This window comes from Staphylococcus sp. HMSC14D10 (genome assembly GCF_001808125.1).
GTDB lineage: Bacteria > Bacillota > Bacilli > Staphylococcales > Staphylococcaceae > Staphylococcus > Staphylococcus haemolyticus.
In genome coordinates this window covers 59,776-73,761 of the sequence record NZ_KV792255.1, presented here as the reverse complement: position 1 = coordinate 73,761, position 13,986 = coordinate 59,776, and the positions used below count along the sequence as shown (strand labels likewise).

Genomic DNA, 13,986 nt, shown 5'->3' with positions numbered 1-13,986 from the left:
GCAAGACATCCCCTTAGACTCTATTATTCATATTATAAGATTTTCTATATGTTTTACCTTTAATTTTATCATAATACTGCTTTATACGTGTGTAAATATAGTAGAGGATTTCTGCTACTAAAATGCCGAATGCGATTGAACCAGAAATAAGTGTAACTTCTAAGAAAGTATTCACTGCTTGCGTATAATCATTTGAGACTAGATAACGTGTTGCTTCATATGCAGTTCCACCTGGAACAAGTGGAATAATTCCGGGCACTATAAAAATGATAACAGGGTGCTTATAACGACGACTCATAATATGGCTAAGTAACCCGAGTATTAAACTTCCTAGAAATGAGGCACCTACTTTTCCTAAATCCATATCTACAGTGAATTGATAAATTGTCCATGCTACAGCACCTACAAAACCACATGCTGCGAGTAGTCGCTTCGGTGCATTGAAAATAATTGAGAAGAGTACTGTAGAAATGAAACTAATAGTAAAATGGAATAAATAAAATAACATTTATAAACAGCCTTTCTTAAATAATTAGTAAAACGATGGCTACACCAGCACCGATGGCGAATGAAGTTAATGCAGCTTCCACGCCTCTAGACATTCCAGCTAATAATTCACCAGCCATTAAATCTCGAATTGCATTACAGATTAATATACCAGGTACAAGTGGCATTACACTTGAAATGGTAATGATATTTTGATTCGTGGCAATACCAAGTTTGGTAAATGTGGCTGCAATCGTGATGACGACAGCGGAAGCAACGAATTCTGAGAAGAATTTAATTTTAATAAAACGCTGTACTAAACTAAAAGTAAGAAAAGCAGCTCCACCAGCTATAACAGCAATCCAGCAGTCAGATGCTACACCGCCAAACATGAATAAAAAGAATCCGCAGGCAATTGCAGCAGCAAAAAAGTTTAGTAAAAATGAATATTGCAATGATGCTCGGCGCAAATGAATTAATTCAGATTTTGCTTCATCAATGGTTAATTCATTTTTGGAAATTTTTCTAGATAAACTATTAGTGAGTGCGATTTTTTCTAAATCTGTAGTACGTTCACGGATTCTAATAAGTCGTGTATTTGTTCGATCATTGAGTGAAAAGATAATGGCTGTTGATGTTACAAAGCTATATGTATCATGTAAACCATAACTATGAGCTATACGATTCATCGTATCTTCAACACGATAAGTTTCCGCACCAGCTTCTAGAAGAATTCTACCAGCTATTAAAACTACATCAATCACTTTATTTTCATCGATAATAGTGATTGAATCTGACATAAACGGCACCTCCGTAACATTAGATAATTGAATTTATTTCAATAGACAATTTGAAGTGTACAACTTGCACACGCAACTTGCAATAGTACGTTTAGTATTCACACCACATCTAGGCCGTTGCTAACATGAAATTAAGTATAATTACATATAAAAAGTCAACATATTTAGATAACCAGATATATTAATAATTTGGTTAATCAATATGTTGACTTCTTTTACGTTTCTATAATTTAATGATTGGATTAAACATCACTTGATTACGACCTTCATTCTTAGCAACGTGAACCATATCATCGGCATCTTTGAAGACTTTTCTTTGTGATTTATGGTCATCTTGCGATAGGTAACCTACACCAATAGAGACAGATAATTTTATGACTTCCTTATTTGGTAAGTGGAATGAAGACTTTTCAACACCTGTTCGAATATTTTCAGCTAATTTAACGCTTTGATCCAATGAGTAATTACGAATCACGACTGAAAATTCTTCGCCACCATTACGAAAAATTTGAAACTGCTTTGGTACATAATTCTTTAATAACTGTGACATTTGTTTGAGCACAGCATCTCCAGATTTATGTGAATACGTATCATTTACATCTTTAAAACCATCTATATCAATTAATAATAAGGCAAGACTTTCATTTTTATCCTCAGCAATCTGAGATACATGATTTAAATGTCTATCAAATTCTTTTACATTACCTAGTCCAGTAAGATAGTCAAACTTATCTTCATTCTCATAGCGTGTGACTAATGAAAAGAAGTGCCACATATCAACAAATGTAATTGCAGAAGCGATGGTTAAAACGAATGAAATTGGGACTAAAAATGCGATTTCAGTAAGATCATATAGCGGACTAAAGATAGATAAAATAAGTAAAATAATAACACTAATCAAATTTAAAACGACTAAAGCTACAATGTCATTTTGTTTTAAAAAAGGTCCAACCATACTTACAATGATACCTATTACTATAAGTACTACACCATAAAGAAGTGAGTTTCCGAATGCGAACACTTCTACTAAAGCAACGATAACTGCCGATACAAGTGTATAGCCCATATTAGTAAAGCGTCCTAAAAATAACAATGGGACAAATGTTAAATGAACTAAATACTCTTGATGGAATGGAATTGGATAAGCTGCAAGTAGCAATGCAACAATCGTCATTAATACAGTGACATAGCCTTTTGAAAAGACCATTATTTTATTTTCGGAATATTGTAATCGATGAAATAAATAAATGCCAGCTACCATAACTGCAACATTATAAATGATAGATTCAATCATATTGGAATCGACTCCTTTAATTTAACCATTAGTTATTGTAAGTGAAAACTTACCATTTGTCATTAAGTTGTATCAGATAACATAAATAAAATAGATAGAATATTTGAACTTTTATATTCAAATGAATACTGAAATGATATGATATAAATTGATTATCTTTACAAAAAATTTACAATTAATTAAAAATAAAGATTAATTTGAAGAAATAGTATAAAATAGTTGAAGTTTAATGAACTATTTAAAGAATAGTTAGTAAATTACAACTATAGTCCAATACAAAATTGATTTGAAAATTGTTTAAATAGAATGAATAGATAACTTGCAAATGTGTAAAATTAAAAGAGATTTATTGAAGGTGAACTGATGTATACTTTACTACTTATTGCTGTAACATTGGTAATCAGTTTAATATTAACACCTATGATTATAAAGGTCTCTATTAAATTTGATTTAGTAGATAGGCCAAATTTTAGAAAAGTACATACAAAACCAGTTTCAGTATTGGGTGGTACTGTTATACTACTTTCTTTCTTAATAGGAATCTGGCTTGGGCATCCGATTGAAAGAGAAGTTAAGCCCTTAGTTATGGGGGCTATAGTTATGTATTTAGTAGGATTAATTGATGATATTTATGATTTAAAGCCTATTTTAAAATTAATTGGTCAAATTGTCGCAGCTTCAATCGTAGCATTTTATGGAATTACAATAGATTTTATTTCGTTTCCTATGGGCCCGACAATTCATTTTGGAATATTAAGTATACCGATTACCATTATTTGGATTGTGGCGATAACTAATGCTATCAATTTAATTGATGGTTTAGACGGACTGGCCTCTGGAGTATCTGCAATTGGTCTTATTACAATTGCTTTTATTGCGATTTTACAGGCTAATGTATTTATTATCATGATTTGTAGTGTACTAATAGGATCATTATTAGGATTTCTATGTTTCAACTTTCACCCAGCTAAGATCTTTTTAGGGGATAGTGGTGCACTACTGATAGGATTTATCATTGGTTTTGTATCCTTACTTGGCTTTAAGAACATCACATTTATTTCATTGTTTTTCCCAATTGTGATTTTAGCTGTACCATTTATTGATACGTTATTTGCAATGATTCGAAGAATGCGAAATGGTCAGCATATTATGCAAGCAGATAAGTCGCATTTGCATCATAAACTTTTAGCTTTAGGATATAGCCATAGACAAACAGTATTATTAATTTATTCAATAGCGATTTTATTTAGTTTATCAAGTATCATTTTATACTTATCTCAACCTTTAGGTGTACTCCTAATGTTCATTTTAATTGTTATCACAATTGAATTGATTGTTGAATTTACAGGTTTGATTGATGATAGTTACCGTCCGATACTTAATTTAATAACAAAAAAGAATGAACAACATCACGGTGATAATGGTGTAGATCAACATGATAAAAAATAAAGCCTTGTTTGTAATAACTACTTAAATGATTAGGTAGTGTTATACAAACAAGGTTTTTTATTAATTAGTGGGTATATCAAATGGTAATTTCTTTACGTCTGCTTCATGCAATTCAAAATTACCAGCTGTGTTCTTATTTAAAAATGCAATAAAGTCATCGTATTCAGTTTGTACGACATCAATTTGATAACTAACCTTATCGGTATAAGTGGTATCTCTTAGAAAGTACGTTGTAGAGGCCAATTCATATTCTAACTTTCCAGTTAAATCATAATTGATAGTCACGGTAGTAGGAATAGCATCACGTAGTTCTACACGTCCTACATCATAAATGATGTCTCTAACAGCACCACTATATGCCCGTATAAGTCCGCCACCACCAAGTTTAATACCCCCAAAGTATCGAGTAACAACGACACAAACATTATGTACATCTAATTTTTTTAATATATCAAGCATAGGGACACCCGCAGTGCCACTTGGTTCACCATCATCATTGGCTTTCTGAATATTCATTTGATCACCAACTGTATAAGCTGAACAGTTATGCGTAGCCTCTTTATGTTGTTGCTTAATTTCGTTTATGAATGCTTTAGCTTCATCCTCTGATGAAACAGGTTTGATGTGTGCGATGAATCTAGATTTATTAATGACATTTTCAATCGAATGTTCCTGTTTAATCGTAATAATATGATTGCTCAAAGATGTTCACCTCCAATAAATAAAAAGAATATTTGACCTTTATTATACACGCTTCATTTTAAATGAATAAATATCTGATTATGAATTTCTTTTTCAATAAAAATAATTTATAATAGCTTTGAGTATAATTGAGGAGGACTACTATGAAAATCGCATTAATGGCAGATTCAACTGGGTATCTACCACAAGACTTTATGGACCAATATGAGATACCTATTGCACCATTAAGTGTTGCATTTGATGATGGAGAAACGTTTACTGAGAATGATAACGTACCAATTGAACGTTTTTATAATAAAATGGCCTCATCTAAAACATTCCCAACAACAAGTCAACCGGCTATTGGGGAATGGATTGAGAATTATGAGAAGTTAAGAGATAAAGGCTACACTGATATTATTGTGATTGCTTTATCAAGTGGTATAAGTGGCAGCTATCAATCAGCTACACAAGCTGGAGAAATGGTAGAAGGTGTCAATGTTCATACGTTTGATAGTAAATTGGCAGCGATGATTGAAGGAAGTTATACAATCTATGCTAAAGAACTCATTGACAAAGGATTTACACCAGAAGTAATTATTGAAGAATTACAAGAAATCCGAGAACAAGCTGGCGCTTACTTAATTGTTGATGATCTTAAGAATTTACAAAAAAGTGGACGTATAACTGGTGCTCAAGCATGGGTTGGAACATTATTAAAAATGAAACCTGTACTTCGTTTCGAAAAAGATGGCAAAATTCATCCTTTTGAAAAGGTACGTACTAAAAAACGTGCACTTAATACATTAGAAGAGAATATCTTTGAAATTATTAAAGACATTGATGAAGTGACCGTTTTTGTAATCAATGGTGATAAAATTGATGAAGGTAAAGACTTTTATAACCATTTAAAAGAGACATATCCAAACATCAATATCCAGTATTCAGAATTTGGACCAGTTATTGCATCTCACCTTGGTTCAGGCGGATTAGGTTTAGGATATTTCCCAAGAAAAATCGAAATTAATTAATTGTTTATAATTTAAGTCTAAAAGCGTTTAAGAAAGTATTGTTTAGCACATAGTGTTTCAATACTTTTTTAACACCTTTTAGGCTTATTTATTTTATAAGGAGTGATTCGTAATAAAATTCTACGGAAAGTTAGTTAGTACAGATGTGACGTTAAGTGATGAGACAGTTACTCAAGTTACACCTGGTATTATCGCTACAGATGATGGTTATCAATGTCTTCAATGTGGCAATATAGACAAACGTTATATGTATGAATATGAAACACCTTTTTCAGAAGAACGTATTATTTATTGTAGGTATTGTATACAATTAGGGCGCATGGACAATATTACAGAATTTAGGATTACGCAAAGTGAGAATGCTATTTCTGATGGATATTATGACTTACCCTTTCAATTATCAGAACAACAACAATATGCTTCAGAAGCCATTGTACAAGCAATTAAAACGCTTCAACCATTATTATTATATGCGGTTACTGGTGCGGGTAAGACTGAAATGATGTATGAAGGTATACGGGTAGCACGCCAACTTGGGTTTAATGTAGCCATAGTATCCCCAAGAGTAGATGTTGTAGTAGAAATTAGTTTGCGCATTAAAGAAGCATTCAATTCAGAAGACATAGATGTATTACACCAAAGTAGCCAACAACAATATAATGGTCACTTCATTGTTGCAACCGTTCATCAATTGTTTAGATTTAAATCTCACTTTGATGTTATATTTATCGACGAAGTTGATGCCTTTCCTTTATCAATGGATCCTCGGCTTATGGAGGCAATTCGATTATCATCAAAACAAAAACATAGCCACATATTTATGACGGCAACACCTCCGAAAGAGCTGTTGAATCGTTTGTCTTCAGAGCAAATCATTACCTTACCTGCACGTTTCCATAAACATCCACTACCAGTCCCCAATTTCACATATTTCAAATTAAACGTTAAGCATATACAACTTAAATTGAAAAGAATTTTAATGAATCAAATTAACGAAAAACGATACACACTAGTATTCTTTAACAATATTGAATTGATGGTAGAGACGTACCAACACTATCGTTACCACTTTTCAGATTTAATCTATGTTTCAAGCAAAGATGTACTACGATTTAGCAAAGTTCAAGCACTACGAAACGGTGAACATGCTATTGTTTTTACGACAACAATTCTAGAAAGAGGTTTCACAATGGCACAATTAGATGTCATTGTCATCAACGCACATACTTTTGAAAAGGCTGCACTTATTCAAATTGCGGGTCGGGTTGGTCGTAAACAAGAAGCACCTACAGGAAAAGTGATATTTATGCATGAAGGTGTAAGTATAGCTATGATACAAGCTAAAAGAGAAATTAAAAAAATGAATCGATTAGGTATAGAACGTGGGTGGGTAATTGGTTAAATGTATACAATGCGGATTGCCAATATATGAATCGCTTAATGTTTTTAACTTTTATCGAGTACCTCAACGTATGTGTTCATCATGTCTAGAAATGTGGGATAGTGTGAAATTAATTAAGAATGACCAACGTTGTCCTAAGTGCTTAAATTATCGGGATAATAAAGAAAATGACTGCTTGGATTGTCAATTTTTAGCTAAAAATTTTAAACTAATGGAACAGCTTTATTGTGACTACCAATATTCCGGTATTATGAAAGAAATGATACAACAATACAAACTAATGAAAGATTATTATTTAGCTGAGGTTATAGCCTCACAACTCAACTTACCAAAAACATCTTGTGATCTGATTGTACCTATTCCATCTCCAATTGAACGAGACACTCAAAGAACATTTAACCCAGTCGCAACAGTATTAGAAAAAATGGGGATTCAATATTCGAACCTATTGGCAACTGAATTGCGTCCCAAACAGTCAAAACTTGGGAAAGTAGAGAGAGCAAGAGCTATGAATCCTTTTTATATTAAAGAAGATGTGGATTTAACTGATAAAGAAATATTACTCGTTGATGATATTTATACAACAGGATTAACAATTCATCACGCAGGGTGTAAATTATACGATAAAAATGTCAGAAAATTCAAAGTGTTTACGTTTTCAAGATAGGTTAAACGTGGTATTATAATAGTAAGAATTACCAACATAAGAGGTTAAAGGAGAGATAGCTATGATTAGATTTGAAATTCATGGAGATAACCTCACTATTACAGATGCCATCCGCAACTATATTGAGGACAAAATTGGTAAACTTGAACGTTATTTTAACGATGTGCCTAATGCAGTCGCACACGTAAAAGTAAAAACGTATCAAAATTCAACAACTAAAATCGAAGTAACAATTCCATTGAAGAATGTTACATTAAGAGCAGAAGAAAGACATGATGATTTATATGCAGGTATTGATTTAGTTACTAGCAAATTAGAACGTCAAGTACGTAAATATAAAACACGTGTTAATCGTAAGCATAAAACGCATGGAGAACCAGAAGCGTTTGTAGCTGAAGTACAAGAAGCACCGCCAGAAAATGTTGATGACGTTAATGCTGAACCAACAAATGATAGTGAAATTGAGATTATCCGTTCTAAACAATTTAGCTTAAAACCAATGGATTCTGAAGAAGCAGTATTACAAATGGAATTATTAGGACATGATTTCTATATCTTCACTGATCGTGAAACAGATGGTACAAGTATTGTTTATAAACGTAAAGACGGTAAATATGGATTAATTGAAACGACTGAATAATTGATTAATAGTAAGTTATTAATTTAAATCAATTTTGAAATATATTTATGGTGTTAAGTTCACAATGACAATTTGCAGATATAACTAAGCTGAGAAGGTAATAATAATAAAATACACTCAGTTATAGTTATTCTTATAAGGGTGGGACGATGAATTCAAAATGAATTCTGTTCCACTCTTTTTTGTAACTAATATTATAGTAATTCGTGGACGCTAATATCATGCTGTGCTAATGTAATGAGGTAATTGGATATTTAAATAATAAATTAGGCTTAGCGATTCAAATTAGGGGAAAAAGGAAGTAAGTTATTTAAGTTGCGCACAATTAAGCGTCGCACTTATATGAGTATTTAAGTATAAATTCTAAAGTATAAATGATATGATAAATTGTTGTAAGCCAAACAGTTTTTAAGCTAAAGGAGCGGACGTAATGGGATTTTTATCAAAAATTGTTGACGGCAATAAAAAAGAAACTAAACGTCTAAGTAAAATAGCCGATGAAGTACTTTCATTAGAGGAAGATATGGCTATCTTAACTGATGAAGAAATTAAAAATAAGACGAAGCAATTTCAACAAGAAGTACAAGAAATTGAAGATGTAAAAAAACAAAATGACTATCTAGATAAAATCTTACCTCAAGCATATGCTTTAGTAAGAGAAGGGGCAAAACGTGTCTTTAATATGACACCTTATAAAGTGCAAGTAATGGGTGGTATCGCCATTCATAAAGGTGATATCGCTGAAATGAGAACCGGTGAAGGTAAAACTTTAACAGCGACGATGCCTACGTATTTAAATGCGCTTGCAGGTCGTGGTGTGCACGTAATCACAGTTAACGAATACTTATCTAGTGTTCAAAGTGAAGAAATGGCAGAGTTATATGAATTCTTAGGCCTAACTGTGGGATTAAATTTAAATAGTAAATCAACGAATGAAAAACGTGAAGCCTATGCTCAAGATATTACTTATAGTACGAATAATGAATTAGGATTTGATTATTTAAGAGATAATATGGTGAACTATGCCGAAGAACGTGTAATGAGACCATTACATTTTGCAATCATCGATGAGGTAGACTCTATTTTAATTGATGAAGCTAGAACGCCTTTAATTATCTCTGGGGAAGCAGAAAAATCTACGTCATTATATACACAAGCGAATGTGTTCGCCAAAATGTTAAAAGCTGAAGATGATTATAAATATGATGAAAAGACAAAAGCAGTGCATTTAACTGAACAAGGTGCAGACAAAGCTGAACGTATGTTTAAAATTGAAAATTTATATGATGTACAGAATGTGGAAGTTATTAGTCACATTAATACAGCATTAAAAGCACACGTAACATTACAACGTGACGTGGACTACATGGTTGTTGATGGAGAAGTACTCATTGTTGACCAATTTACTGGACGTACAATGCCTGGTCGTCGATTCTCTGAAGGTCTTCACCAAGCGATAGAAGCTAAAGAGGGCGTTAAAATTCAAAATGAATCGAAAACAATGGCATCCATTACTTTCCAAAACTATTTCCGTATGTATAATAAATTAGCTGGTATGACTGGTACTGCAAAAACAGAGGAAGAAGAATTCCGTAATATTTATAATATGACGGTTACACAAATTCCTACGAATAAACCTGTTCAACGTGATGATAAATCTGATTTAATTTACATTAGTCAAAAAGGTAAATTTGATGCAGTCGTTGAAGACGTAGTCGAAAAACATAAACAAAGTCAACCCGTTCTTTTAGGTACTGTTGCGGTTGAAACAAGTGAATATATCTCTAATTTACTTAAAAAACGTGGTATTAGACACGATGTATTAAACGCTAAAAACCACGAACGTGAAGCGGAAATTGTTGCAAATGCAGGACAAAAAGGTGCTGTGACAATAGCGACAAACATGGCTGGTCGTGGTACTGATATTAAACTAGGTGAAGGTGTAGAAGAAATTGGCGGTTTAGCAGTTATTGGTACTGAACGACATGAATCTAGACGTATAGATGACCAATTACGTGGTCGTTCTGGTCGTCAAGGTGATAGAGGGGATAGTCGTTTCTATTTATCACTTCAAGATGAATTAATGGTTCGTTTCGGTTCTGAAAGACTTCAAAAAATGATGAACCGTTTAGGCATGGATGATTCGACTCCTATTGAATCAAAAATGGTATCCCGCGCTGTTGAATCTGCTCAAAAACGTGTTGAAGGTAACAACTTTGATGCACGTAAACGTATACTTGAATACGATGAAGTTTTACGTAAGCAACGTGAAATTATCTACAATGAAAGAAACAATATTATCGATTCAGAGGATAGTTCACAATTAGTTAATGCAATGTTACGTTCTACATTACAACGTGGTGTGACCTATCATATAAGTGAAGAAGATGACAATCCTGACTACGCTCCGTTTATTAATTACGTTAATGATGTCTTTTTACAAGAAGGCGATCTTAAAGAAGAAGAAATTAACGGTAAAGATTCTGAAGACATCTTCGAAGTAGTTTGGTCTAAAATTGAAAAAGTATATGAAAGCCAAAAAGCCAAAATTGGTGACCAAATGGCTGAATTTGAGCGTATGATATTACTACGCTCTATAGATACTCACTGGACAGATCATATTGATACTATGGATCAATTACGTCAAGGTATCCATTTACGTTCATATGCACAACAAAATCCACTTCGTGATTATCAAAATGAAGGTCATGAGTTATTTGATATGATGATGCAAAATATTGAGGAAGATACATCTAAATTCATCCTTAAATCTGTAATTCAAGTTGATGAAAATATAGAAAGAGAGAAAACAACTGACTTTGGAACAGCTCAACATGTCTCTGCTGAAGATGGCAAAGAGAAAGCTAAAAAGCAGCCTATTGTTAAAGGCGACAAAGTTGGTCGTAATGACCCATGTCCATGTGGTAGTGGCAAGAAATATAAAAATTGTCATGGAAAAGAAGAATAGGTTTTATGTTTAATAATAAGTGGGAGTTGTGAAAAAGAATTCACGCTCCTACTTTTTACATATCCTATCAAATATGAATTAGGTAAGAATAGGAGAGATAAATATGGAATTATCTGAAATTAAGCGAAATATAGATGAATATCGTAACAACTTAGCACAAATTAGGGGGTCTCTTTGACTTTGAAAATAAAGAGACAAATATTCAAGAATATGAAGAAATGATGACTGAACCTGACTTTTGGGATGATCAAAATAAAGCACAAGATGTTATTGATAAAAATAATGCATTAAAATCAGTTGTAAATGGTTATCATGAATTAGAAGAAGAAGTTGAGGATATGACGGCAACTTGGGAATTATTACAAGAAGAGTTAGATGGTGATGTAAAGAGTGATTTAGAACAAAATGTTCTCGACTTCAAAGAGAAAGTTGATCAGTTTGAATTGCAATTATTATTAGATGGTCCACATGATGCGAATAATGCAATTTTAGAATTACATCCGGGTGCTGGTGGTACTGAATCACAAGACTGGGCTAGTATGTTACTACGTATGTACCAACGTTATGGTGAACAACAAGGGTTTAAAGTTGAAACTGTTGATTATTTACCAGGTGATGAAGCGGGCGTCAAAAGTGTCACATTGTTAATTAAAGGGCATAATGCGTATGGTTATTTAAAAGCCGAAAAAGGAGTTCATAGACTAGTTAGAATTTCTCCATTTGATTCATCTGGGCGCCGTCACACGTCATTTGCCTCATGTGATGTCATTCCGGAATTTAATAATGATGAAATTGAAATAGAAATTAATCCTGACGATATTACAGTAGATACATTTAGAGCATCAGGTGCTGGAGGTCAGCATATAAATAAAACAGAATCTGCAATTCGAATTACACACCATCCAACAGGCATCGTAGTCAATAACCAAAATGAACGTTCACAAATTAAAAACCGTGAAGCAGCGATGAAAATGTTAAAAGCTAAATTATACCAATTAAAATTAGAAGAGCAAGAACGTGAAATGGCTGAAATACGTGGTGAACAAAAAGAAATTGGTTGGGGAAGCCAAATTCGTTCATATGTTTTCCATCCTTATTCTATGGTAAAAGATCATCGAACAAATGAAGAGACTGGTAAAGTTGATGCAGTCATGGATGGGGAGATTGGACCATTTATTGAATCGTATTTAAGATATACAATGAATCAAAGTGACAATTAATGTAATAGAATTGAAAATAGGAGTGAGATAGAGTTCGTTTTGAATTCATTGTCTTACTCCTTATTTTTTGAGAATCTAAATAATAGCTAAGTAAATGTAAAATGTAATGTTATTTATTACTAGAGTATACAATTTCTTATGTTATTTAAGCCCTTTTTAACCTTTATATTACAAGCCGATAACATTGAACTTCTACAATATATGTTGTGCTACAGTATAAAAGATTAATAATATAAAACAACAAAGGAATGACAACATGATTAATAAGACTCTTACAGTAACATTGACTTCTATTGCAGCTTTAGCAGGTTTAAGTGGTTTAGCTAATGCACAAGAATATACAAATTCAACACATACAACTTCACAACAATCAAATACTTACAATAGTCAAGTGGAGCAAGAAACAAATCTAGGATTAACAAATAAAGATATCGTTAAAGTTAAAGATGGTGATACATTATACCAAATTGCGTTATCACATCACTTATCACTTGAACAATTATATAACTTTAACCCAGGTGTAACTGCATTAATTCATCCAGGTGACTTAATTGCAGTAAGTGAAAAAGGTGCAGCAAAATTAGAAAATAAAGAGATCAATTATGCACAAACTTATGCAGAAACAACAGCATTTAATCAATCAGATGTAGTAACTCAATCGGTAAGTGCTAGCACAACAAATGAGACTGGTTACAATATTGTACCTACAAGTGCACCTACAAATACTATGCACGATTCATACCACTCATCAGTGAATACACCAGTATCGTATCAACATGTTACAACTGCCAATCAAGGTAACCGTTATAGTTTCGGAAATTGTACATACTATGCATTTGATCGACGACAACAATTAGGACGCTCAATTGGTAGTTATTGGGGTAATGCTAATAACTGGGCATACTCAGCAAAAAATGCCGGATTAACAGTAGATAATCGCCCTGAAGTAGGTGCTATTTTCCAAACAACTGCTGGTTATTATGGTCATGTAGGTGTCGTGGAACATGTTAATCAAGATGGATCAGTATATGTTTCAGAAATGAACTGGAATGGTCATTATAACCATGTTACAAATAGAACAATTACAAACACTTCAAGCTATAATTTTATTCACTAACAAGTTTATAGACATTAGTTTTAATATATTCAGATGTCAGAGTTCAATGGCTATGCAATTTAGCATAGTTATTGAACTCTTTTTTTGAATAATGCCGTTTTATAGAAATTTATAGGAAGATTAAACGAATTAGCGCGGCATAGTTAGAGCAAGGGGTGTTTTATTTTATATAAATGGTTAGGAACCGCTTTCTGTACATTTTAGGAAAACAATCTAATCTTTAATTAAAAT

Annotated in this window: 12 protein-coding genes; 8 read left to right on the top strand and 4 right to left on the bottom strand. The window is 32.7% G+C overall.

Annotated features, from left to right (window positions below; translation table 11 throughout):
• Window positions 1-13 precede the first annotated feature (13 nt).
• From HMPREF3134_RS07070 to HMPREF3134_RS07060, 3 genes are all read right to left on the bottom strand, one after another.
• A complete protein-coding gene (locus HMPREF3134_RS07070) occupies window positions 14-508 on the bottom strand; it encodes a threonine/serine exporter family protein (RefSeq protein ID WP_049426462.1) in 495 nt (164 codons plus the stop codon).
• A gap of 16 nt (window positions 509-524) precedes the next feature.
• Window positions 525-1,286, bottom strand: a complete 762-nt coding sequence (locus HMPREF3134_RS07065; protein ID WP_049426461.1) for a threonine/serine exporter family protein — start codon at window positions 1,284-1,286, stop codon at window positions 525-527.
• Window positions 1,287-1,509: 223 nt separating this feature from the next.
• Window positions 1,510-2,580 carry a GGDEF domain-containing protein GdpS gene (locus HMPREF3134_RS07060; protein WP_053024242.1) on the bottom strand — a complete coding sequence of 357 codons (1,071 nt, stop codon included), beginning with the start codon at window positions 2,578-2,580 and terminating at the stop codon, window positions 1,510-1,512.
• Window positions 2,581-2,943: 363 nt separating this feature from the next.
• Here HMPREF3134_RS07060 and HMPREF3134_RS07055 point away from each other — a divergent pair, with 363 nt between their 5' ends.
• Window positions 2,944-4,029 (top strand): glycosyltransferase family 4 protein, encoded by a 1,086-nt coding sequence (locus tag HMPREF3134_RS07055; RefSeq protein ID WP_070441775.1) that lies wholly within the window; start codon window positions 2,944-2,946, stop codon window positions 4,027-4,029.
• 60 nt (window positions 4,030-4,089) lie between these two features.
• Here HMPREF3134_RS07055 and HMPREF3134_RS07050 read toward each other — a convergent pair whose 3' ends face one another.
• Window positions 4,090-4,731, bottom strand: a complete 642-nt coding sequence (locus HMPREF3134_RS07050) for a YigZ family protein (protein WP_070441774.1) — start codon at window positions 4,729-4,731, stop codon at window positions 4,090-4,092.
• 143 nt (window positions 4,732-4,874) lie between these two features.
• Between HMPREF3134_RS07050 and fakB1 the strand changes: the two genes are divergently transcribed.
• The 7 genes from fakB1 (at window position 4,875) to HMPREF3134_RS07015 (ending at window position 13,755) form a co-directional block, all read left to right on the top strand.
• Window positions 4,875-5,741: a fatty acid kinase binding subunit FakB1 gene (gene fakB1 / locus HMPREF3134_RS07045; RefSeq protein ID WP_070441771.1), complete on the top strand. Its 867-nt coding sequence runs from the start codon at window positions 4,875-4,877 to the stop codon at window positions 5,739-5,741.
• A gap of 145 nt (window positions 5,742-5,886) precedes the next feature.
• Window positions 5,887-7,143: a DEAD/DEAH box helicase family protein gene (locus HMPREF3134_RS07040; protein ID WP_176744134.1), complete on the top strand. Its 1,257-nt coding sequence runs from the start codon at window positions 5,887-5,889 to the stop codon at window positions 7,141-7,143.
• Window positions 7,136-7,810, top strand: a complete 675-nt coding sequence (locus HMPREF3134_RS07035; protein ID WP_070441766.1) for a ComF family protein — start codon at window positions 7,136-7,138, stop codon at window positions 7,808-7,810. Before HMPREF3134_RS07040 ends, HMPREF3134_RS07035 begins: the two co-directional genes overlap by 8 nt.
• A gap of 61 nt (window positions 7,811-7,871) precedes the next feature.
• The gene (gene hpf / locus HMPREF3134_RS07030; RefSeq protein ID WP_011276401.1) at window positions 7,872-8,450 is read left to right on the top strand and encodes a ribosome hibernation-promoting factor, HPF/YfiA family; all 579 of its coding nucleotides are present in this window, start codon (window positions 7,872-7,874) and stop codon (window positions 8,448-8,450) included.
• 430 nt (window positions 8,451-8,880) lie between these two features.
• Entirely contained in the window at window positions 8,881-11,418 is a 2,538-nt protein-coding gene (gene secA / locus HMPREF3134_RS07025) for a preprotein translocase subunit SecA (protein WP_070441763.1), read from the top strand.
• Between the two features lie 103 nt (window positions 11,419-11,521).
• Window positions 11,522-12,638, top strand: a protein-coding gene (prfB, locus tag HMPREF3134_RS07020; protein ID WP_141738632.1) for a peptide chain release factor 2 whose coding sequence is annotated in 2 segments (ribosomal slippage) — window positions 11,522-11,593 and window positions 11,595-12,638 — 1,116 coding nt in all. Because the reading frame shifts where the segments join, the coding sequence is not laid out codon by codon here.
• Between the two features lie 256 nt (window positions 12,639-12,894).
• On the top strand, window positions 12,895-13,755 hold the full coding sequence (locus HMPREF3134_RS07015) for a COG3942 and LysM peptidoglycan-binding domain-containing protein (RefSeq protein WP_070441761.1): 861 nt from the start codon (window positions 12,895-12,897) through the stop codon (window positions 13,753-13,755).
• The last annotated feature ends 231 nt before the right edge of the window (window positions 13,756-13,986 follow it).